Annotated in this window: 17 protein-coding genes and 3 pseudogenes; 6 read left to right on the plus strand and 14 right to left on the minus strand. The window is 72.3% G+C overall.

Annotated elements, in window-relative coordinates; translation table 11 throughout:
• Nucleotides 1–506 (minus strand): annotated as a pseudogene (locus ACZ52R_RS35225) (galactose-1-phosphate uridylyltransferase); the annotation flags it as partial.
• Between the two features lie 104 nt (nucleotides 507–610).
• On the opposite strand from ACZ52R_RS35225, the gene ACZ52R_RS35230 reads away from it, so the two are divergent.
• A complete protein-coding gene (locus ACZ52R_RS35230) occupies nucleotides 611–1,420 on the plus strand; it encodes a DeoR/GlpR family DNA-binding transcription regulator (protein WP_465754823.1) in 810 nt (269 codons plus the stop codon).
• 11 nt (nucleotides 1,421–1,431) lie between these two features.
• Here the strand turns inward: ACZ52R_RS35230 and ACZ52R_RS35235 are convergent, their stop codons facing one another.
• The 6 genes from ACZ52R_RS35235 to ACZ52R_RS35260 all read right to left on the minus strand — a co-directional run bounded on the left by ACZ52R_RS35235 (nucleotide 1,432) and on the right by ACZ52R_RS35260 (nucleotide 8,339).
• Nucleotides 1,432–2,598, minus strand: coding sequence for a LacI family DNA-binding transcriptional regulator (locus tag ACZ52R_RS35235; RefSeq protein ID WP_465617409.1), 1,167 nt, complete (start codon nucleotides 2,596–2,598; stop codon nucleotides 1,432–1,434).
• 88 nt (nucleotides 2,599–2,686) lie between these two features.
• The gene (locus tag ACZ52R_RS35240) at nucleotides 2,687–4,408 is read right to left on the minus strand and encodes a glycoside hydrolase family 36 protein (RefSeq protein WP_465661977.1); all 1,722 of its coding nucleotides are present in this window, start codon (nucleotides 4,406–4,408) and stop codon (nucleotides 2,687–2,689) included.
• Nucleotides 4,409–4,410: 2 nt separating this feature from the next.
• Nucleotides 4,411–5,238, minus strand: a complete 828-nt coding sequence (locus ACZ52R_RS35245; protein WP_465617405.1) for a carbohydrate ABC transporter permease — start codon at nucleotides 5,236–5,238, stop codon at nucleotides 4,411–4,413.
• Nucleotides 5,235–6,158 (minus strand): carbohydrate ABC transporter permease, encoded by a 924-nt coding sequence (locus ACZ52R_RS35250; protein ID WP_465617403.1) that lies wholly within the window; start codon nucleotides 6,156–6,158, stop codon nucleotides 5,235–5,237. The genes ACZ52R_RS35245 and ACZ52R_RS35250 overlap by 4 nt, the downstream gene beginning before the upstream one ends.
• Entirely contained in the window at nucleotides 6,155–7,501 is a 1,347-nt protein-coding gene (locus ACZ52R_RS35255; RefSeq protein WP_360491949.1) for an ABC transporter substrate-binding protein, read from the minus strand. The genes ACZ52R_RS35250 and ACZ52R_RS35255 overlap by 4 nt, the downstream gene beginning before the upstream one ends.
• Before the next feature lie 241 nt (nucleotides 7,502–7,742).
• Nucleotides 7,743–8,339, minus strand: coding sequence for an isochorismatase family protein (locus ACZ52R_RS35260; protein WP_465617399.1), 597 nt, complete (start codon nucleotides 8,337–8,339; stop codon nucleotides 7,743–7,745).
• Nucleotides 8,340–8,632: 293 nt separating this feature from the next.
• On the opposite strand from ACZ52R_RS35260, the gene ACZ52R_RS35265 reads away from it, so the two are divergent.
• The gene (locus ACZ52R_RS35265; RefSeq protein WP_465754824.1) at nucleotides 8,633–9,208 is read left to right on the plus strand and encodes a TetR/AcrR family transcriptional regulator; all 576 of its coding nucleotides are present in this window, start codon (nucleotides 8,633–8,635) and stop codon (nucleotides 9,206–9,208) included.
• Between the two features lie 111 nt (nucleotides 9,209–9,319).
• Nucleotides 9,320–10,108 carry an SDR family oxidoreductase gene (locus ACZ52R_RS35270; RefSeq protein WP_465617395.1) on the plus strand — a complete coding sequence of 263 codons (789 nt, stop codon included), beginning with the start codon at nucleotides 9,320–9,322 and terminating at the stop codon, nucleotides 10,106–10,108.
• A gap of 120 nt (nucleotides 10,109–10,228) precedes the next feature.
• On the opposite strand, the gene lysA is transcribed toward ACZ52R_RS35270, so the two are convergent.
• On the minus strand, nucleotides 10,229–11,602 hold the full coding sequence (gene lysA / locus ACZ52R_RS35275; RefSeq protein WP_465661976.1) for a diaminopimelate decarboxylase: 1,374 nt from the start codon (nucleotides 11,600–11,602) through the stop codon (nucleotides 10,229–10,231).
• Between the two features lie 15 nt (nucleotides 11,603–11,617).
• A complete protein-coding gene (locus ACZ52R_RS35280) occupies nucleotides 11,618–11,794 on the minus strand; it encodes a hypothetical protein (RefSeq protein ID WP_465617391.1) in 177 nt (58 codons plus the stop codon).
• Nucleotides 11,795–12,255: 461 nt separating this feature from the next.
• On the opposite strand from ACZ52R_RS35280, the gene ACZ52R_RS35285 reads away from it, so the two are divergent.
• Both ACZ52R_RS35285 and ACZ52R_RS35290 read left to right on the plus strand, forming a co-directional pair.
• On the plus strand, nucleotides 12,256–12,741 hold the full coding sequence (locus ACZ52R_RS35285) for a universal stress protein (RefSeq protein WP_465617389.1): 486 nt from the start codon (nucleotides 12,256–12,258) through the stop codon (nucleotides 12,739–12,741).
• A 388-nt stretch (nucleotides 12,742–13,129) separates the two neighbouring features.
• On the plus strand, nucleotides 13,130–13,594 hold the full coding sequence (locus ACZ52R_RS35290; RefSeq protein ID WP_465617387.1) for a hypothetical protein: 465 nt from the start codon (nucleotides 13,130–13,132) through the stop codon (nucleotides 13,592–13,594).
• Here the strand turns inward: ACZ52R_RS35290 and ACZ52R_RS35295 are convergent.
• The 5 genes and pseudogenes from ACZ52R_RS35295 to ACZ52R_RS35315 form a co-directional block, all read right to left on the minus strand.
• Nucleotides 13,588–14,217: a hypothetical protein gene (locus tag ACZ52R_RS35295; protein ID WP_465617385.1), complete on the minus strand. Its 630-nt coding sequence runs from the start codon at nucleotides 14,215–14,217 to the stop codon at nucleotides 13,588–13,590. The two genes, ACZ52R_RS35290 and ACZ52R_RS35295, sit on opposite strands and share 7 nt — an antisense overlap.
• Before the next feature lie 211 nt (nucleotides 14,218–14,428).
• Nucleotides 14,429–16,438 carry a GDSL-type esterase/lipase family protein gene (locus ACZ52R_RS35300; protein ID WP_465754825.1) on the minus strand — a complete coding sequence of 670 codons (2,010 nt, stop codon included), beginning with the start codon at nucleotides 16,436–16,438 and terminating at the stop codon, nucleotides 14,429–14,431.
• A gap of 298 nt (nucleotides 16,439–16,736) precedes the next feature.
• A pseudogene (locus ACZ52R_RS35305) lies at nucleotides 16,737–16,958 on the minus strand (SDR family NAD(P)-dependent oxidoreductase); the annotation flags it as partial.
• 110 nt (nucleotides 16,959–17,068) lie between these two features.
• On the minus strand, nucleotides 17,069–18,688 hold the full coding sequence (locus ACZ52R_RS35310; RefSeq protein ID WP_465617379.1) for a purple acid phosphatase family protein: 1,620 nt from the start codon (nucleotides 18,686–18,688) through the stop codon (nucleotides 17,069–17,071).
• 200 nt (nucleotides 18,689–18,888) lie between these two features.
• Nucleotides 18,889–19,243: pseudogene (locus ACZ52R_RS35315) on the minus strand (phosphorylase family protein); the annotation flags it as partial.
• Between the two features lie 271 nt (nucleotides 19,244–19,514).
• Here ACZ52R_RS35315 and ACZ52R_RS35320 point away from each other — a divergent pair.
• On the plus strand, nucleotides 19,515–20,177 hold the full coding sequence (locus ACZ52R_RS35320) for a transglycosylase family protein (RefSeq protein ID WP_465617377.1): 663 nt from the start codon (nucleotides 19,515–19,517) through the stop codon (nucleotides 20,175–20,177).
• Nucleotides 20,178–20,185: the final 8 nt, after the last annotated feature.

The following is a 20,185-nucleotide window of genomic DNA, read 5'->3' on the forward strand; positions in this document are numbered from 1 at the left end:
GAGAGTTCGGCGGTGCGGTCGGTCCACGCGTCGAGGACCAGGCGGGCCCGCTCGGGGGTGAGGTCGGCGAAGGAGGCGTCGTGGTCGGCGGTGAAGCAGACCACCTCGCAGCGGCCGGCGCCGGGACCGCCGGTCCACAGGCCGTCGGCGTCCGGGGAGGGGTCGGCCGGCGGGCCGGCGAGCGAGGGGAAGCGGTTCTCGAAGACGGCCACCTGGTAGTCCTCGGCCGGGATCTCGCTGAGCCGCCCGTCCCGGGACGGGCAGAGCGGGCATTCCTCGGCCGGTGGCTGGTAGGTGCGGGCCTGACGGTGGGCGGCGATGGTGACCCAGTCGCCGGTGGCCGGGTCGAGCCGGACCTCGGACCCGGGGGCCTGGGGGTCCAGCGGGCGCCGGTCGGGGGCGGTTCGGGGGGCGGCGGTGCCGCGGTCGTAGTAGATCAGCTGCCGACCGTCCGCGAGGGTGGTCGCGGTCCTGACGGTGGGCTGAGCCAGGGTCGTCCCGGGCATGGCCTTCTTCCTCTGAGTGAAGCCGTTGGAATCAACATAAAGCTACACTCTCAAACATTATCCACCAGGACCACTCACCGGAAGTGGTCGAAGGAGGCCTCCCGATGGCTGACAGCGCCCAACCGCTCGCCGGGCAGCGTCGCGTGCAGATCCTGGAGCAGGTCCGCGCGCGTGGCGGGGTCCGGGTGACCGAGCTGGTCCGGGACCTCGGGGTGTCCGACATGACGATCCGCCGCGACCTGGACGCACTGGCCCGCCGCGGCCTGGTGCAGAAGGTGCACGGCGGCGCGGTGCGGGTCGAGGCGCCGGCCAGCGGCGAGCCCGGGTTCGAGACCAAGGCGCACTGGGAAATGCCCGCCAAGGAGGCGATCGCCCGGGCGGCCGCCGCGCTGGTGCCGCCCGGCTCGGCGGTCGGGCTGGCCGCCGGAACGACCACCTTCGCGGTCGCCCGGCACCTGCGGGCGGTCGAGGGCCTCACCGTGGTCACCAACTCGCTGCGGATCGCCGACCTCCTCGAACAGCCCGACGAGGACGGCACCCCCGCCACCACGACGGTGATCCTCACCGGCGGCGTCCGGACGCCCTCGGACGCGCTGGTCGGACCGGTGGCCGACCAGGCGATCCGCTCCCTGCACGTCAACCTCCTGATCCTGGGCTGCCACGGCCTCTCCCCCGAGACCGGGCTGACCACGCCCAACCTGGCCGAGGCGGAGACCAACCGCGCCTTCCTGCAGTCGGCCCGCCGGGTGGTCGTGGTGGCCGACCACACCAAGTGGAACGCGGTCGGCCTGGCCTCCTTCGCCACCCTGGAGCAGCTGGACGTCCTGGTCACCGACGACGCCCTGCCCGCCGAGCAGCGCGCGACGGCCGCCGGGCTGGTCGGCGAACTGATCGTCGCACCGGCCACCGAGTAGGACTCGTCCGCCTACCCGCTGCTCCCCCGCGCCACCAGCTCGGCAGGCAGCTCCAGCCCCGCCACCGGCCCCGCCTCCCCGCGCACCTGGCCGAGCAGTCGGCCCACCAGGGCGCCGGCGATCGCCCGCAGCGGCAGCCGGACGGAGGTCAGCGCGGGGTGCAGGTGGCGGCAGAGCGGGGTGTCGTGGAAGCCTGTGACGGCCACTCCGCCGGGCCCGACCACCAGCCCTTCCGCCCGGACCGCCTCGTACACGTCCAGCGCCAGCAGGTCGCTGCCCGCCGCGAAGGCGGTCGGCCGGTCGGGGCGGCGCAGCAGCGCCCGGACGGCGGCGACCGCCGACCGAGGCGCCCCCGAGCCCTCCGCCGGGCCCGAACCCGCGGCGCCTTCCGCGGCATCCACCCCTGCCGAGCCCGCCGCGCCCGCCCCGCCGACGGCCCCCGCCCCGTCCGGACCGACTGTCCCGGCCGGACCGACCGGCGTCTCCGGAGCGCCCACCGTCACCGCGGACAGCCCCAGCCGCCCTGCCTCGGCGAGGAAGCCCGCCCGCCGTGCCGCCATCCAGGGCAGGTCCTCGGCGGCGCCGAGGTAGCCGATCCGGCGGTGGCCCAGCGCCGCGAGGTGCCGCACCACCGCCGCCATCGCCGCGTCGTTGGCGATGTCCACCCAGTGCTGCGGCTCCCCCGGGCCGGTGCGCCCGAAGCTGACGAAGGGGACGCCGAGCCGGGCGACGTGCGCGATCCGGGCGTCGTCGGCCAGCACGTCGGCCAGCACCAGCCCGTCCACCTGGCGGGCCGCCACCAGTTCGTCGATCGCGGCGGCCGGGTTCCCGGCCGGCGGGGCGGCCCGGAACAGCAGCACCCGCTGGCCCTCGGCCCCGGCCGCGTCGACCAGGGCCTCCAGGAAGCCGGCCATCAGCGGGTTGGGGTCGAGCGGGTCGTCGACCGGGGCGAGGTAGCCGAGGGTGCGCCGGGCGCCGCTGCGCAGTGAGCGGGCCGACTGGTCGGGCTGGTAGCCGAGTTCGCGGATCGCGGCGGTCACCCGGTCCAGGGTCGCCGGGCGGACCCGGTGCGGGGCGTTGAGCGCGTTGGAGACGGTCTGCCGGGAGACCCCGGCCGCGCGGGCGACCTCCTCGATCGTGGTGGCGCCGCGGCGCGGTCGCTGCGGTCCCTCGGGCACGCGGTCTCCTCCAGGCATGGTCGGCGGCGGTGCACGGTCGGCGGCAGTACACGGTCAGCGGCAGTGCACGGCCGGCGGCGGCACGGGGTCAGCGGCGCAGGGTCAGCAGCCCGCCGCGCGGCACAGGAATGGTGTCCGCCCGGTCCAGCTCGACCTCGCCCTGCCGGACGATACGCCCTCGGGCGTCCCGCACCGTCATCGCGGCGGTCCCGCTGCCGCCGGTGAGCCGGACGTCCGGGTCGGCGTCGGCGTTGGCCACCAGCAGGGTGCGCCAGCCGTCGTCGGAGGCGTCCACCGGCAGCGCGGCGTAGCGGGCGACGGCGACGGTGTCGGTTCCGCGCGCGGTGACCATCGGGTAGCCGAGGTCGGGCCGGGCGGGGAGCAGTTCGCCGAGCTGCAGGGTGGCGGTGTGGTCGCGGAAGACGCCGAGCCAGAAGGCGATGGCCTCGCGCTGCGCGTCGCTCAGCGTGGTGAGGTCGACGGAGACCTGCGGGACGGAGAACAGGACGTTGATCAGGTGGCAGGCGATCTGCTCCGGCGGTTCGGCCGGGTGCCACATCAGCATGTCGGCGTGGACGGGGACGGGCCCGGCGGCGAGGCGTACGTCGATGGTCCGCTGCCGGTTCTCCTGCGGGCTGAGCGGGCAGTCGGTGGCGCGGACCATGGTGACGTACGGCCACAGACCCGGGCTGACGTACGGCTGGCGGTGCTCGATCATCGCCTCCGGGTCGGCGGCGGTGATCCGGCGCCGGATGGCGGCGAGCAGCCGCTGCACGCCCTCGTCCACGCTCGCGCAGTCCGCCTCGGGGCCGGCCTCCGGAGCGTCGGCGCTGTCGGCGGCGCGGGCGAACCAGTCGACGAAGTCGACCTTGAGGCCGTCCATGCCCCACTCCTCGACGGCGCGGGCGAGCCGGTCGGTGAGGAAGTCGCGGACCTCGGGGTAGCGCGGGTCGGCGACGATGGCGCCCATGTGGGCGACGTCGGCGAGCGCGTAGCGGCCGATCCGCTCGTACGCCGCACTGTCCTTGCCGATGAACGGCAGCGCGTACCAGAGCAGGTAGCGCACGCCGAGCTCGTGGACGCGCCGCACGTGGGCGGCGGTGTCGGGCAGCGAGACCGGCTCCCAGTCGCCGCAGTGGGCGTAGCCGCGGGTACGGTCGGCGGTCATCCAGCCGTCGTCCACGATGATCACGTCCATGCCGAGCTCCTTGCCGAGCGCGGCCTGGGTCTCGACGCCCTTGGGCGAGACGTCCTGGTGCATCGAGTACCAGGTGGAGTAGGCCGGGCGGCGGGCGGGCTCGGGGATGTCGGCCGGGAAGTCCTCGCCCCACCAGGCGGCGAGTTCGGCCAGGCTGCGGGCGTAGTGCCGGCGCGAGGTGTCGATCCGCACCGTGAGCCGGTCGGTGGCCTGCGCCCAGAACCGGAACTCGCCGGTCTCCTCGACCACTCCGGCCCCGGCCAGCACGTCGGGGCGCCCGGCGGCGAAGGCGCACAGCGTGACGTCGCCGGTGCCGACCAGGGCGGCGATCGGCGCGCCGATGGCCAGGCCGGTGCGGCGCGGGGCGCTCCAGGCGGCGGGCAGCCAGCCGGTGCCGCGCGGCTCAGGGGTCCAGAGGGAGGTGGCGTCGACGCAGGGCACCCGCCACTCGATCCGCACCTCGCCCGTGCCCTCGGCGCTCACCTCCACCACCCCGTCGCCCACCGAGCGGGCGGTCGCCGCACCGCTGACCCGCAGCTCCACGCCCTCGGCGTACAGCGGGCGCAGGCCGCCGGCGACCGTCGGGGCGTGCGGTTCCCAGATCTCGGTCATGATCAACCCTTCGTGGCGCCGGCCAGCAGGCCGGAGATGAACTGCCGCTGGAGGACCAGGAAGAGGACCATCATCGGCAGGGTGGAGAGCGCGGTGCCGGAGAGGATCGCGCCGTAGTCGGTGTTGCTCTTGTTGCCGTGCAGGGTGGCGAGGGCCACCGGCAGGGTGTGCATCTCGGGGCTGCGTAGAGCCACCAGCGGCCAGACGAACTGGTTCCAGGAGCCCAGGAACAGGAAGATCGACAGGGCCGCGAGCACCGGCCGCATGACCGGCACGACGACGCTCCACAGCACCCGGAACTCGCCCGCGCCGTCGACCCGGGCGGCGTCCAGGAGTTCGTCCGGCATGCTGGAGAGCGACTGGCGCATCAGGAAGATGGCGAACGGCACGCAGAGCCCGGGCAGGATGAGCGCCTGGTAGGTGTCGAGCAGCCCGAAGGACGTCATCATCTTGAACAGCGGTACCAGCATGACCTGTTCGGGCACCACGAGGGTGGAGAACAGCAGCGCGAAGAGCACGGTACGGCCCCGGAAGCGGAACTTGGCGAAGGCGTACCCGGCGAGCAGTGCGACGATCAGCGCGCCGATCGTCTGGATCCCGGCCACCAGCAGCGAGTTGCCGACCACCCGGAGCAGGCCGATCTTCTGCTGGAGGTGGTCGAGGTTCTCGCCCAGGTGGCCGCCGGGCAGCAGCTTGGGCGGCCAGTCGAAGATCTCCGTGTCCTGGCGGGTCGAGGAGATCACCAGCCAGTAGAACGGTCCGATGGACAGGCCCGTGACGGCGGCCAGGGCGAAGGTGAGCGGCCAGCCCCGCAGTTTCTTGAGGTTCACCGGTCACGCTCTCCCATCAGGCGCATCTGGACCGCTCCGAGCACCGACACGAGCAGGGTGAGCGCGTAGGCGATGGCGGAGGCGTAGCCGAAGTCGAAGTACCGGAAGCCGTTCTGGTACAGGTACATCGAGACGGTGAGGGTCGCGTTGTCCGGGCCGCCGCCGGTCAGCACGTAGGGCTCGTCGAAGAGTTGGAGCGTGCCGATGGTGGACAGCACGACGGTGAACAGCAACACCGGGCGCAGCGCGGGGACGGTGATGGCGGTGAAGCGACGGATCGGTCCGGCGCCGTCGACCATCGCGGCCTCGTACAGCTCCTTGGGAATGCCCTGCAGGCCGGCCAGGTAGATGACCGCGTTGTAGCCGGTGTAGTGCCAGGTGAGCACCAGGACGACGGACATCCGGGCCCAGAACGGGTCGCCCAGCCAGTCGACGGCGGGCAGGCCGACGGCGTTCAGCAGCCAGTTGACCGCGCCGTTGTCGGTGTTGAGCAGGAAGGCGAAGATCACGCCCGTGGCGACCAGGCCGGTGACGGAGGGCATGAAGACGCCGAGCCGCCACACGGCGCGCCAGCGCACCACGACGGAGTTGATGCCGACGGCCATCAGCAGGGCCAGGCCGAGCATCAGCGGGACCTGCACGATCAGGATCTCGGCGGTGTTGCGCAGCGCCGTCCAGAACAGCGGATCGTCCAGCAGGCGCCGGTAGTTGGCGACGCCGGCGTTGCGGGTGGCGGCCCCGGAGCCGGTGGTGAAGGAGAGCAGCAGCGAGTCGATGACCGGGTAGGCCTTGAACACGCCGAAGGTGAGCAGGGCGGGGGCGAGCAGCAGGTACGGCAGGGCGGTGCGGCGCCACCGGAAGGTGCGGTGCGCCCGCGCGGCCTCCTTGGCGAGGGCGACGGACGGGGTGGCGGCGGTCATGCGATACCGCGCCCGGTCTGCTGGGCGAGCTGCTTGGCGGCGTCCTGGAGGACGGCGGCCGGGTCGCCGCCCTTGAGCAGGATCTTGGTCTGGGCGTCGCTGACGAGCTTGAGGGCGCGGGCGTAGTCGCCGGAGTAGTTGGTGGGGTCGCCGCCGTCGGTGGCGAGGTCGGCGAAGGTCTTGAGCACCGGCTGGCCGCCGTAGAAGGCGCTCGGCGCGGAGTACAGCGGGTCGGTGTAGGCCTCGGTGAGGGCGGGGAAGACGCCGCCCGCGTTGAACATGGCGTTCAGCGAGACGGGGCGGGTGAGCGCGTACTCGACGAACTTCCAGGCGGCGCGGCGGCGCGGGCTGGAGGCGGCGACGGCCAGGTGGGTGGAGTTCACCAGGGCGGTGCGCTTGCCGCCCGGGGTGACCGCCGGGGGCTTGGTGAGGCGCCAGTTGCCGCTCTGGTCGGGGAACTTCTTCTCCAGGTAGTGCGCGGCCCAGGCGGGCATCGCGGCCACCGCGAGCTTGCCGGTCTTCATCACGGGCGGCCAGCTCTGGACGCCGGGGGTGTCGCCGATCATCCCGGCCTCCTCCAGCCGCTTGATGATGGTCAGGGCGCGCACGGCCGGCTCGGACCCGACGGTGATCTTCCCCTGGAGGTCGAAGTAGAAGGCGCCCTGGAGCTGCATCAGGCCCTGGAGGAAGTCCAGGTCGGGGGTGGGGTTGGCGGCCTTGTTGAGGCCGATCATGGCGATGCCGGGGTTGGCGGCCTTGAAGCGGTCGGCGACGGCTATCAGGTCGTCCCAGGTGGCGAGGGACTCGGGGTCGATGCCGGCCCGGTCGAAGTAGTCCTTGCGGTAGTAGAACCCGAGCGGGTTGACCTCCCAGGGCAGCGCGTAGGCGTGGCCGTCCTTGCCGGTGACGACCGGCCACAGGCCCTTGGCGAACTTGTCCTTGTGGGCGTCGGCGCCGAACTCGGAGAGGTTGGCGAGGCCGCCGGGGAACTTCTCCATGTACCCCGGCAGGTAGTCGCAGCCGATGTGCAGGACGTCGCCGAGGCCCTGGCCGCCGGCCGCCAGGCCGACGGTGATCTTGTCCCAGATGGCGGGTTCGCCGATGTCCTGGACGTCGACCTTGATCCCGGGGTTGTCCTTCTCGAAGGCCGGGACGATGCCGCGCAGGGCGTCGGCGGCGGTGGCCCAGGACCAGACGGTGATGGTGCCGGTGTCGGCGTCCCCGCCCGAGGCACCGCCCGAGCCGGAGCCGCCGCCGCAGGCCGTGAGGGCGCCTCCGGCGGTGAGGGCCAGCAGGCCGGCTCCGGAGGCGCGGAACAGGTCGCGTCGGGAAAGGTGTGACATTGCATTCCTCTCGGTGGGGCGGCGCTGGAGAGCAGGGAGGGGAGTGGGTGGCGCTCGCCATTTGATGCTTTGCAACGTTTTGAACGTTCAAACACACAAAACAAACCAGAACCAAACAGGTTCCAACGAGCGGGACACAGCAAACGCCCACCCTCCCCGCGCCGTCAACCCCTGGACGCGTGAAGGGTGGGCTCCGCAACCGTTCTGTTATCCGGCCGGCACGACCGGCCGGCCAGGGCGACTACCCGGCCAGGACGACCGGAGTGCCCGCCAGGTCCACCCCCGCACGACCCAGCTCCCCGAGCGCGGCGTCCGTGGTGTCGGCGGCGACGCCCGCCGTGTAGTCCAGCAGGACACGGGTGGCGAACCCGGCCTTGACGGCGTCCAGCGCGGTGGCCTTCACACAGTGGTCGGTGGCGATGCCGACCACGTCCACCGCGTCCACGCCCTGGTCGTGCAACCAGTCGGCCATCGGCGTGCCGTCGGCGGTGAAACCCTCGAAGCCGCTCTTGGAGGCCGAGTGCGCACCCTTGAAGAACACCTCGTCCACGGCGCCGGACTCGACGGCCGGCGCGAACAGCGGATGGAACTCGCCGCCCTCGCTCCCCGCCACACAGTGCACCGGGAAGGAGTCGCGGAAGTCGGGGTTCGGGGAGAAGTGACCGCCCGGGTCGATGTGGTGGTCCCGGGTGGCGACCACCCGACTCCACCCGTTGCGGTCCGGCCCCTGAACGAGGTCGGCGATCGCCCGCGCCCGGTCGGCACCACCCCCGACCGGCACACTTCCGCCCTCGCAGAAGTCCTTCTGTACGTCCACCACGATCAGCGCACGGGTCATCGGCCGGCCTTTCCTCGGAAGTTCGGAATCGGCAGTTCGGAAACTGCGCCGCCCAGCTTGGCGTGCCCGTCGGGCGTGAACGAAGGAACCTGGCGACCGTTCACCCGAATGGCGTCGCTACGGGTCGGCGCGGGTTCGTCACTGCCATCAAGCGCGGCGGAGTTCCCAACTCCCGAACGCCCTTGCGCGAGAAGTCGGCCGGCCCGACTTCTCGCGTAACGACGACCCCGCCCCGCGGTCCCGCCGACGCCTAGTACTTGTCCTGGAGGTCAAGTACTCGCTACGGTAGTGCCATGGGCAGGCCGAAGAGCTTCGAACCGGACGTGGTCATCGCACAGGCGATGGAGACGTTCTGGACCAAGGGCTACGCCGACACCTCCCCCGCCGACCTCGCCGAGGCGACCGGCATCGGCAAGGGCAGCCTGTACCACTCCTTCGGTTCCAAGCGTGAGCTGTTCGCCAGGGCTCTGGACCTCTACGACCGAACCGCGGCAGAGGTGACCGAGGAGTTCCTGGCGCGGCCCGGCACCACCAAGGAACGCATCCGCGCGTACTTCGTCCTGCTCGTGGACATGGACCTGGACGGCCCGGTCCGCCGCGGATGCCTCGCCCAGAACACCGTTTCGGAGCTCGGCCGACGGGACGAGGAGGCCACCCGCGCGGTGCGGCGCATGGAGGAGCGCATGATCGGGCTGTTCACCGCCCGCCTCCAGCAGGGGCAGCGGGACGGTGACATCGACCGGGCCCTGGACGCCAGGGCGCAGGCGCTGTTCCTCCAGACCGCCCTTGCCGGGCTCCGGGTCATGGCCAGGACGTTCGACCGGCCGGTCCTGCACCAGATCATCGACACGACCCTGGCAGGCCTCTGAGGCACACCACCTCAAGGCCTCTGAACCACGCCGCCTCAAGCAACGGCGCTTTTTTGCGCCCTTATTTTAGACCTGCAGTTCAAGAATTCGTCATCCACGAACGGGGAAGTCATGGACCTCGGTATCAACGGCAGGACCGCTCTGGTCACCGGCGCGAGTCGCGGCATCGGCCTCGCGATCGCTCGGACCCTGGCTGCGGAGGGTGTCCGGGTGGTGGGTGCCGCCCGCACCGTCACACCCGAGTTGGAGAAGGTCGCCGCCGCGGCGGTGTCCGTCGACCTGAGCACCCGCGAGGGGGCGCGGTCGATCGTCGACCAGGCGCTCACCGCGGTCGGCGGGATCGACTTCCTCGTCAACAACGTCGGCGCGGGCGACGCGAATTCGCTGTCCCTCGGCGGGTTCCTGGACACCGACGACGAACAGTGGCAGCGGATGTTCGATCTCAACCTGTTCAGCGCGGTGTGGACCACCAAGGCGGCGCTGCCGAGCATCCTGGAGCGCAAGGGCGCGGTCGTGAACATCTCCTCGATCAACGCCCGCATGCCCACCGGCTCGCCGGTCGGCTACGGGGAGGCCAAGGCAGCGCTGACCCACTTCGGGAAGCGGCTCAGCGAGGAACTGGCGCCGCGCGGTGTCCGCGTGAACACCGTCACTCCGGGCCTCACCGCCAGTCCGCTGTGGACCGACCCGGCCGGGTTCGGCGGCAAGGTGGCCGCAGCGTCCGGCGTGGACCACGACGACCTGCTCGCGGCCCTGCCCGGGCAGTTCGGCATCGCCTCGGGCCGCCTCACCGCCCCCGAGGAGGTGGCGGACCTGGTCGCCTTCCTGCTGTCGGCCCGCGCCGCCAACATCCACGGCGCCGACCACGTCATCGACGGCGGCACCCTCAAGACCGCCTGACCGCGCTCCGCCGAGGGCCCGCCGCCTGAGCTCGCGAGCGCTGCCGCCGGAAATCCAAGCCCACACGGGTGCCGTGTCGCGAGAAGTCGGCAGGGCCGACTTCTCGCGCACCCGGCCTCCTCAGCGGCCGACTTCGCGCAGGCGGAAGTCCTCGACCGTCTCCCGGCGGATCAGCAGGCGGGCCCGGCCGTCGCGCACCGCTACCACCGCCGGGCGGCCGACCAGGTTGTAGCCGGACGCCATCGACAGCTGGTACGCGCCGGCGGCGGGCATCGCCAGCAGGTCGCCCGGGCGCAGGTCGGCGGGCAACACCGCATCCCGGACCAGCACGTCACCGGCCTCGCAGTGGCGGCCGACCACGTCCACCGTCGCCTCTCCCGCCTCCGAGCGGCGGCCGACCAACCGCACCGCGTACGGCGATCCGTACAGGGCCGGGCGCGGGTTGTCGCTCATCCCGCCGTCCACCGCGACGAAGCAGCGGCCGTCCGCTCCGTGCTTGACGGACAGCACCCGGTACACCGCCACCGCCGCCGGCCCGGCGATCGCGCGACCGGGCTCGACCAGCAGCCGTGGCACCTCCAGGCCCGCCTCGGCGCAGCGCACCGCCAGCCGGTCGGTCACCCGTACGGCGAACTCGGCCAGGTCCAACTCCGTGTCCCCCGACCGGTAGCGGATGCCGTGGCCGCCGCCCAGGTCCAGCTCGGGCAGTTCCACACCACCATGCCGCTCCCGGACCTCGGCCAGCAGCCGCACCAGCGCGTCCACCGCCCGCAGGTACGGCTGCACCTCGGTGATCTGCGAGCCCAAGTGGCAGTGCAGGCCCGCGAGTTCGAGCCCCGGCTGATCGAGCACCCGGGCGATCGCGTCGGCCGCCTCACCGCCCTCGATCGGGAAGCCGAACTTCTGCCCGCCGACGCCGGTCCGCACCGCCGCGTGGTGCCCGGCCGCGATCCCCGGGACGACCCGGACCAGCACCCTCTGCGGGGTGTCGGCGGCCACCAGCGCGGCCAGCCTCGCAATCTCCGCCGGGCCGTCGATGACGATCCGCCCCACCCGCAGCCGACGCGCCAGCCGCAGCTCCTCCGGGGACTTCGCGTTGCCGTGCAGCAGGATCCGCTGCGCCGGGAATCCGGCCGCGACCGCCAGCCACAGCTCACCGGCGGAGCACACGTCCAGGCCCAGGCCCTCGTCGGCGACCCAGTCGGCCATCGCGCTGCACAGGAAGGCCTTCGCCGCGTACAGCACCTCGGCGTGCGGCAGCGCCCGCCGGTACGCCCGGGCTCGGGCCCGGACCTCGCCCTCGTCCAGCACGTACAGCGGGGTGGCGAACCGCTCGGCGGCCTCGGCCAGCCCGACCCCGCCGACCAGCAGATCGGCTCCCCGGCCGGGCCGCGCCGAGGCCGGCCAGGGGGCGCCGAGCGCATCGGCGGCGGGTGCGGCGTGCCCGGCGGCGCGGGCGTCACCGACAACGGGTGGGGCGATGAGCTGGGTCATGGCGGCGCTCCTCGGTCAGTCTTCGAACTGCATCGCGATGCGGCAGTGGGCCGGGCGGCTACGGTCGTGGGCAGGCTCGGCCCCGGGCCCGGGTTCCGGCCTCCGGGCCGGCGGTTCCGGATCGGCCGGGCGGTCGATCAGCCGCACCACGCGCCGTAGCGGCGGCTCGACGGCGAGGGTGGCGTCGGTCATGGCGGGATCCCTTCAAGCGGTGGCCGTACGGCCGGACCTCTCCAGTGGAGACCCTCCGCACACCGACCGCACCCGTCATTGACGCAGCGCCTACGCCGTCGCCGCCGACCTTGACACTCTTCTGACGCTCCTTCGAACGCACTGTCAGGGAGGTGGTGCGCAGGATGGGCATCCGCGCGGTGACGGTCACCGGCGACGGCACCAACGCCCCCCGCTCGCCCAGGCAGACGTCGGCGTCGCCCCGGCAGAAGGTCGCCAGAAGGTCGTCAGGAGGTCGTCAAGATGCGTGTGACCGGCGTCATGGTCGTGTCAGCGCCGGTACGGAGGAGGCCGTTCCGGGGTTCACTGGAGTCATCCGAAGCGAGGAGCACCAACCCGGAGAACCCCACCGGACGGCCCCACTGGAGCGAACCCCAGAGAGCGGATCCGGAGCGAATCCGGAGAGACGGAGGCGAACGGCCATGACCGGGACCACCCGAGTGATCGTCGGCCTGAGCGGATCACTCAGCAGTCTGGCCGCCCTCTACCACGCCGTCGGCGAGGCGGCCCGGAACGAAGCTGTGCTGGTGCCCGTCGCCGCGTGGACGGCCGGCGAGCGCGACGGGCTGCGACCGCGCTCCGAACCGGAACACGCCGCCCGCCGCCGCCTCGACGTCGCCTTCGAGCAGGCCTACGGCGGCTACCCGTCCGGCCTGGTCATCCGCCCGCTGGTGATCAACGCCGGCCCCGGGGCCGCCCTGATCGGCACCGTCACCGGCCCCGACGACCTGCTCGTCCTCGGCGCCGCCACCCGCCGCCGCTTCGACCGCCTGCGCCACGGCTCCGTCGCCCGCCACTGCCGCCACCGGGCCGGCTGCCGCGTCGTCGAGGTCTCACCCTCAGCCCTCCTCACCCGCCTCGAACTCCCGGCCCGCACCGGCGCACCCCTCCCCCTCCTGGCCCGCTGAGGCCGGTCCGCTGCCGCCGTCGCGTGACCGGTGAGTCCCATCAGTACCGGCCTCCCCTCGCGCTGTGGAGTGCCGGTCGCGAAACCGGAGGTCCACACGCGGGGCGGTCAGGCCGACGTGGGTCGACGCCTTGCCGTACGGTCGGGTTCCGCAACTTCGACAACTCTGTCGAAGTTGTCATGTCCGGGCTATTCTGGCCCGAGGCGGCCTCCGGATTTCAGCCAACCAGCCTCTTGTGCACGCTCTCTGACGGTACGTCAACATCTATCCGGCGTTCACCACCAGGCCTGTCGGGGCGTGCCCCGCGCCGCCCGCCGCCGTTGTACGGAAGGTGAATCGCCGCGCCCGCCCGAACGCCCCGGCCACCCCGCCGAGGAAGAGGTTCCGCATGACGACGTCCCGGCTCCACCCGCGCCCCGGCGAGACCGCGGCCCTGCTCGCCGTGCTCGGCCTGCTCATTCTGGAGGAGATCGCCCTCGGCATGGCCGAGGAGGACGACCGGCCCGTCATCGGCGGCATCCTCATCGGTGCCTCCGGCGCCGGCCTGCTGGTCGTCGGCGCCGTACTCTTCAGCCGCTGGCTCGATGCCCGCCGCCCGCTCCCCCTGCCCCCGGTCGGACCCAACGGGCGCGAGTACAGCGCCCGCGCCCTCGAAGGCTTCCCCATGGAGGCCATCCGCCCCCTCCTGCTCGCCGAAGACGCGCCCCAGCTCGGTCAGTTGTACTCCGCCTGGATGCTCGCCAAGGCCGGCCGCCCCGCCCCCTGGATCGCCCGCCGCCTCGGCATCCCCCTCGACACCGTCCACCTCCTCGTCGACGCCGCCCGCTCACCGAAACTCGACCGGCGTCACTGACCGGGCACGGCATTCGCCTGCGCCACCAGGTACGGCACCAGCCCGCGCTCCGCCAACGCCACCCGCCAGGCGTTGCGCGCCCGCAGCAACTCCCCCGGCCCTTCCCCCGGCCCTTCCTCCTCCCCGTCCGCCGCCTCCGCCGACCGGGCCGCCGCACCCAGCAACCCCAGCCCGCCGACCAGCAGACTCACCGCCGCCACGCCGGCCGCGACCCACCCCGCGGTCAGCAGCCCGTGGGCCGGCACCTCCAAGTCCTCGGACAGCCCCAGCGCGTACCCGAGCAGCAGGAACGCCAGGGCCGCCGCCACCCCGATGATCGGCACGATCACCCCCAGCACCCCCCACCACCCCGACGCCCGCTCCCGCGCCGGCACGTCCACCGGCAGCCGCGCCACCGCGTCCACATCCGCGCGCAGGGCCGCATAACGCTCGTACTCCGGCGCCGCCGCGGCCAGCACGAACTCCGCGTTCTCCCGCGCCACCCCCCGCAACCACTCCACCCCGCGCGCGCCACCCACGGCATCCCGCAGCGCCTCCCGCACCTGCGGCGCGGCGAGCGCCCGCCCGAGCTCCGTCTCGAAGTCGGCCCGATCCTGCTGCGGCAGCCGAAGCGGCTTGTACATGGTGCGTCCCCGTTCACCGGTCGTTTATTTCTACAGCACTGTAGAACATCACGGCGCACCACAGCAGCCCTGATCACCGGCGGGGTCACACCTACGAGGGGTCGGCCAGGGGCACCCGGGCCAGGGCGTCGCCGATCCTCCGGGCAAGCTCCCCGTCAACTCCGACAACTCGATCGGGCCACGCAGGGAACGAGCGTAGGGCAGTCCGGGCTCAGGTCGTGGTGGCGAGGGTGGTGAGGGTGGCGCGTTTGGCGTCGGCGGCGGCGGGCGGGGTGGCGCCGAGGTTGGAGACGGTGGCGGTGAGGACGGCATCGGCGCCGGGGATCCAGTTGTCGGTGCGGACCTGGTATTCCCACTCCCAGCCGTCGAGGGTCCAGGTGGTGTCGAAGCGGGCCGCTTTGACCGGCGTCTCGGTCCAGGTGCCGGAGCCCTTGATCCGGTGCCGGACGGTGTAACCGCGGGCACCGTAGACCGGTTTCCACTTCAGGGTGATTCCGCTCGGTCCGGAGTCGACCCAGATCGTGCCCGGCGCGAGCGTCGGCCGGTCGGGGACATGCGCGGGGATGCTGATCAGTTGGCTGCCGAGACCGTAGCTGTCGTGCAAGGTGCGCACGAATGCCTGGGCGATCTGGTATTCGCCCAGGGCGTTGGGGTGCAGCCCGTCGTAGCCGGCAGGACAGCTGTTCCTGTCGCAGCTGTAGTTTCCCGCCCAGTCGACCAGGGCCACGCGGGACTTGCCGGTACTCCACGACGGGATCGCGTCCGCGAGCATGCTGTTGTACGTCGTGGTGTTGGCGGGCAGGTCGTCCCGGCCGCCGATGAACGTCCGCTGCGGAACGTTGGCCAGGGCGAAGTTGAGGTCCGGTTTGACGGCGCGGGCCCGGTCGACCAGCGCCCGCATGCTGTCCAGAGTGCCTTCCGGGCCACTGACGAACCAGCCCATGTCGTTGAACCCGAGCCCCACCAGCAGCAGGTCGGGCTGGTACTTCGCCACCTGTTCGGCGATCAGTTTCTGGTCCTGCGCCGCCTGCCGTCCCCAGACCGCGAAGTGGTCGGTGTCGAAGTCCGCCGCGACTCCGTCGGTGTACCCGCCCGAGGTGACGGGAGCGCTGTCAGCCGGTTGCGGGGCTTGCCCCTGCAGGGGCGGCACGGGCGGGGCCTGGGGGGACGCCTGCGGCCGGGTTCCCTCGTACGGGCCGACGAGATCGACGTCGATGTGCTCCTGCTTGAACCATTCCCACAGGCGGTAGCGCCAGGTCCAGTCGCCTTCATAGCCCTGAGTCATCGAATCGCCCACCACCATGACCTTCAGCGGCACCGTGGACTGGCCGACACCGCGGGAAATCCTTTGCAGGGCCTCGTACAGATTCGGCCCCATACCGTGGAGGCTGTCGGCCATGAATCCGAGGACATTGCCCATGTTCCCCAGCTTCGTCGCGAAGCCTCGCAGGCTCTTCTGAGCATTCGTCACCAGGGAGGACGTGCCCGTGGCAGCCCATTTCAGCAGCTGGCCGCCGAGGCCGCCGCTGACGCCGCCCCACATCGCGACGGCCAGCGCCTCCTTCCACACGTCGGCATCACCCAGCGAACGGTTGTCGTAATAGGCGTTCATCAGCTCACCGACGAGTGCGCCCATCGCCCCGCTCACCGCTCCGCACACCGGGGCCGCCGCCGGAGCCCCCACGTTGAACGCGAGCAGGCACACGGCTCCGGAGACGATGGTGACACCGAGGGCGACACCACCGGCGATAAATTTCTGCCACCAGTTCGCCGTGGTACCGACCTCCGCCTTGGGCACCACGAACACGAGGCTGTCCGCGACGGAGACCACGCGCCCGTCGTGTTCGGTGGTGGGGCTCCAGTCCTTCGGGGGGTAGATACCCACGCTGTTCTGCTGGAGCCGCTTGGCCACCGACTCGCCCACGCTCATGCCCGCGGCCTGGTCGGCACGTATCGAGCCGGCCCAGCTCGACTTGACCTTGTCCAACTGCTCCTGGCCCTCGGGGGGAACGTGGAAATCGAGGGCGATGATCAAGTCGTCATCGGCCTGCCCCAACTCCCGGAGCGTCCCGGCGTCACGGGCGCAGCCCATGCGGAGCGTCACGGGCGCGTCCTGTTCGACGGTGAAGGACGTGGCGTGCGCGCCGCACGCCTCGACAGGTCCCTTGCTGGGCCCCTGCGCCACGGCGGGTCCTGCGGACCCGACCATCAGCAGCGCCACCGTCAAGGTGAACGCAATGAGGCAATTGCCGCGCAGGCGCCTCTGCCGCCTGCGCCCGCCGGGACGTGTTCTCGCCATTCCTGATCCGGGCATGCTGCCCATCACTCCTCAACAGCAAAGGATCCCGGAACACGAAGTCACGTGCCGGGGCGGTGTTTCGGGCACTCCGCACCGCCTGAGGGGCGAAGAGCACCAATCGGGTGATCATTTCGTACCCGCAGAGTGCCTACAAGGGCTGAATTGCGAGCTCATGACAGCAGGTAGCTGAGGTTGCGTCACATCGACCGCAGGGATGCTTTTTGCTCGCCGAGTGGACACTGAGCGCGTCGAGGCCCAGGACGTTCACCACCGACGTGGTGAGAACCACACCGCTTCCCTCGCGCAACAGCGGCGCCAACGCCTGCACCGTGAAGTACGGGCCCTCGGCGTTGATGCCGAACAGCTCGTCCTACATCTCCTCCGTCGTCGAGTCGAACGGCGCGGACGCAGTGACGCCGGTGTTGACGAACAGCGCGTCCACTGGCGGAGGCGGCGACGGGGCCCGCCGACGTCTACGTCCGGGCCACCGGCACGTGACAGGGCCCGCCGCTCAGCCCCGGGGCTGAGCGGCGGGCCCTCCTGGAAGAACGGCTACCGCCGGGCGGCGGCGCGCTCGCCCCGGGCGTTCCCGTCCTCGCCCTGGTCGTCCTCGTCCCAGCCGTCCCAGCCGTCGCTGCGGTCGCGGTACAGGGTGAAGCGGTCGAACAGCACCGGCGTCGGGGCCGGGTTCGCGACGGTAGCCGGCACCGAGTGGTAGTAGGACACCGTGATGGTCGTCCGGCCGCCCGGGACCAGCCCGGGGTCGACGTCGAAGACGGCGACGCCGTAAGGGAATTGGGTGTCCGGGTCGGTGACGGCCGACCAGTGGGCCTTCTCCTTGGCGTCCGGGTCGGCCTTGAAGGTGAGCCGCTGGGTGCGCACGCTCGCCTCGCGGACGCCGTTCTCGTCGGCGGGCAGGTAGACGTCGTCGTGGCCGGCGGTGCCGCCGCCGCCCAGGATGAGGTGGACGGTGCCCTGCGAGGTGTCGATCTGCCGTTGGTCGTCGTCGGCGACGGCCGGGGTGAGCAGGCCGCCCGGTTCGGTGCCGCGCACCGGGTGGGTGCGCTCGTAGTCGTGGTCGTGGCCGGCGAGGACGAGGTCGACGCAGTGGCGGTCGAGCAGCGGCAGCAGCTTCTCGCGGATGCCCATGTCGCCGCCGTGGCTGGCGGCCGACGAGGACATCGCGAACTGGTGCAGGTAGACGACGATCCAGTCCACCGAGCGCCCGCCCCGGGCGCGTGACAACAGCCGGTCCAGCCAGCGGAGTTGGGCGCCCTCGCTGTAGTCGCTGATGTAGATGGACTGCCCGGTGGCCGGGTCGATGCTGGCGTCGTCCTCGACCGCGATCTCGTTGCCGTCCAGGCTCACGAAGAGCACCGAGCCGACCTGGAAGCCGTACCAGTTGCCGCAGTGGTCGCGGGTGCCGTTGTCCGGCAGTTCGAAGCGGGTCAGGTAGGAGGCGTACCCGAGGTCGCCGCCGCCTGCCTCCACTTCGTGGTTGCCGGGCGTGGGCATCCACGGGCGGTTGGCGGCCGACGTCGCCATGTTGTTCATGAAGGCGTTCCACGCCTGCGGTTGGCGCTGCGGGTTGTTGTTGGCGTACGCGAGGTCGCCGTTGAGCAGGTGGAACAGCGGTGCGAACTGCTCGACCTGCCGGACGGCGGCCGCGCCGTGGATCGAGGACTTGCTGAACACGTTGTCGCCGGTGCCCAGGTCGCCGAAGCTGGTGAAGCGGAACGCGGCCCGGCCGCGCGCGGGCGCGGTGCGGAAGGTGCCGCGCACCGGCTGGGCGCCGTCGTGCAGCACCTCGTAGACGTACGTGGTGTCGGGCCGCAGGCCGGTCAGTCGGGCGTGGTGGGTGAAGGTCTCGACCTTGTTGAGCCCGTCGACGTAGCTGCGGGTGCGCGCGTCCACCGTACGGCCGGCGCCTTCGCGCGGGGTCCCGATCCGCACCCGGGGGCGCTGTACGGAGACGGCCGTCGCCCAGGAGACCGTCATCTCGCGGGACGGCTCGGCGCCCCACTGCAGGTGGATCTGCTCCGGACCGGGGGTGCCGGCGACCGCCGGCTGCGTCCACAGCAGCGTGGACGCGGGCAGCGCGGCGAGCGCGCCGACCGCCGTCCCCGTCCGAAGGACCGTTCTACGGGAAGGACGTGTCGAAGAGTGTGCCACCACTGCCGCCTCCAGGGCTCCGGGAATCGCCCAGGAGGCTCCCAGCCGAACCGCACGGCCGGACCACACCCGACCGTGCGGACGGCGAACGGCAGCTGAACACCGGTCGGCCGGAAAACCTCGGTACACAACCTGCCGGGCGACCTCACGGGCGAACTGGCAGGCGGACTGACCGGCGAACCGACCGACGAACGCGGCGCTCAGCCGGCGACCACGCCCGGCAGGCCGGTGGCGACCCCGTCCAGGGCGTGCGAGCAGACGCAGTCCCGCTCGGCGGGCAGGCTCTCCAGCGCCTTGAAGAGCACGGTGCGCAGCCGGTCGACGTTCCCGGAGAAGACCTTCAGCGCCTCCGCGTGGGTGACGCCCTCGCCGCTCTCCACGCCCGCGTCGAGGTCGGTGACCAGCGCGAACGAGGTGTAGCAGAGGCCGAGTTCACGGGCCGGCACGGCCTCCGGGTGTCCGACCACCGACCACCGACCAGCCGTCGGCGGTGGACCAGCGGGATTCGGCGCGGGTGGAGAAGCGCGGCCCCTCGATCACCCAGCACGTAGAGCCCGGAGCCGCCGATCACGCCCAACTCGGCCCGTACGGTGCCCTGATCGATCGTCATCGTTCGTACTCTTCTTCGAGGAACGTCCCGGTCACTCTGGGGTCGGCGGGTGAAGGGGGGTACGGCCGGTTGGCCGCGGGCCGGCGGGGTGGTCCCGGGCGGCCGTGCGGGTGACTTGCCGGACGTGTCGGCGGCGCGGCGCCCTCAGTCGTGCGTCGGTGGAAGTGCGCCGCCTCCGGACGGCGCACGTCCTGTCCCCGAACCTGAGAGCCGCCGATGCCTGCCACCGCCTGTCTCCGTCGCCTCGTCCCCACCGCGCTCTGCGCCCTCACCGTGGCCCTCGCCGCCCCTGCGGCCCACGCCGCACCACCGGGCCGCGCCACCGGGTCCGACCCCGGCCGGCCGGGCGGCGACCGGTACGACTGGGACAGGGTGGCGGCCTGCGAGAGCAGCGGCAACTGGCGCGTCAACACCGGCAACGGCTACTACGGCGGCCTCCAGTTCGACCAGCCCACCTGGCGCGAGAACGGCGGCCTCGCCTACGCCCCGCGCCCCGACCTCGCCACCCGCGACCAGCAGATCGCCGTCGCCCAGCACCTCGCCGGCCGCCGCGGCCTCTCCCCCTGGCCGGTCTGCGGCGCCCGCGCCACCCGCCGCCACGACCGGGACGGCGCCCTGCCGCCCCCGGCCACCACCCCGCCGCCCGCAGCCGCCCGGCCTTCCCATTCCGCCCCCGCTGTCTCCGCCTCCGGTTCCGGTTCCGGTTCCGGTTCCACGGACGGCACCTGGACCGTCCGCGAGAACGACAACCTCGCCGACCTCGCCGAGAGCCTCCACGTGCCCGGCGGCTGGCCCGCCCTCTACGCCCTGAACCGCCGCACCGTCGGCGAGGACCCGGACCTCATCCAGCCCGGCATGGTCCTCGACCTCCCGTCCTGACCCGTCCT

Source organism: Kitasatospora sp. NPDC034023 (assembly GCF_055575795.1).

What these genes read in the sequence shown, in the direction of transcription:
- ACZ52R_RS35280 (WP_465617391.1), bottom strand. Translation starts at nt 11,794, where the DNA reads ATGACCGACGCCACCCTCGCCGTCGAGCCGCCGCTACGGCGCGTGGTG.
- ACZ52R_RS35290 (WP_465617387.1), top strand. Translation starts at nt 13,130, where the DNA reads ATGACGACGTCCCGGCTCCACCCGCGCCCCGGCGAGACCGCGGCCCTG.
- ACZ52R_RS35320 (WP_465617377.1), top strand. Translation starts at nt 19,515, where the DNA reads ATGCCTGCCACCGCCTGTCTCCGTCGCCTCGTCCCCACCGCGCTCTGC.
- ACZ52R_RS35265 (WP_465754824.1), top strand. Translation starts at nt 8,633, where the DNA reads ATGGGCAGGCCGAAGAGCTTCGAACCGGACGTGGTCATCGCACAGGCG.
- ACZ52R_RS35270 (WP_465617395.1), top strand. Translation starts at nt 9,320, where the DNA reads ATGGACCTCGGTATCAACGGCAGGACCGCTCTGGTCACCGGCGCGAGT.
- ACZ52R_RS35285 (WP_465617389.1), top strand. Translation starts at nt 12,256, where the DNA reads ATGACCGGGACCACCCGAGTGATCGTCGGCCTGAGCGGATCACTCAGC.
- ACZ52R_RS35240 (WP_465661977.1), bottom strand. Translation starts at nt 4,408, where the DNA reads ATGACCGAGATCTGGGAACCGCACGCCCCGACGGTCGCCGGCGGCCTG.
- ACZ52R_RS35255 (WP_360491949.1), bottom strand. Translation starts at nt 7,501, where the DNA reads ATGTCACACCTTTCCCGACGCGACCTGTTCCGCGCCTCCGGAGCCGGC.
- ACZ52R_RS35260 (WP_465617399.1), bottom strand. Translation starts at nt 8,339, where the DNA reads ATGACCCGTGCGCTGATCGTGGTGGACGTACAGAAGGACTTCTGCGAG.
- lysA (WP_465661976.1), bottom strand. Translation starts at nt 11,602, where the DNA reads ATGACCCAGCTCATCGCCCCACCCGTTGTCGGTGACGCCCGCGCCGCC.
- ACZ52R_RS35230 (WP_465754823.1), top strand. Translation starts at nt 611, where the DNA reads ATGGCTGACAGCGCCCAACCGCTCGCCGGGCAGCGTCGCGTGCAGATC.
- ACZ52R_RS35250 (WP_465617403.1), bottom strand. Translation starts at nt 6,158, where the DNA reads ATGACCGCCGCCACCCCGTCCGTCGCCCTCGCCAAGGAGGCCGCGCGG.
- ACZ52R_RS35295 (WP_465617385.1), bottom strand. Translation starts at nt 14,217, where the DNA reads ATGTACAAGCCGCTTCGGCTGCCGCAGCAGGATCGGGCCGACTTCGAG.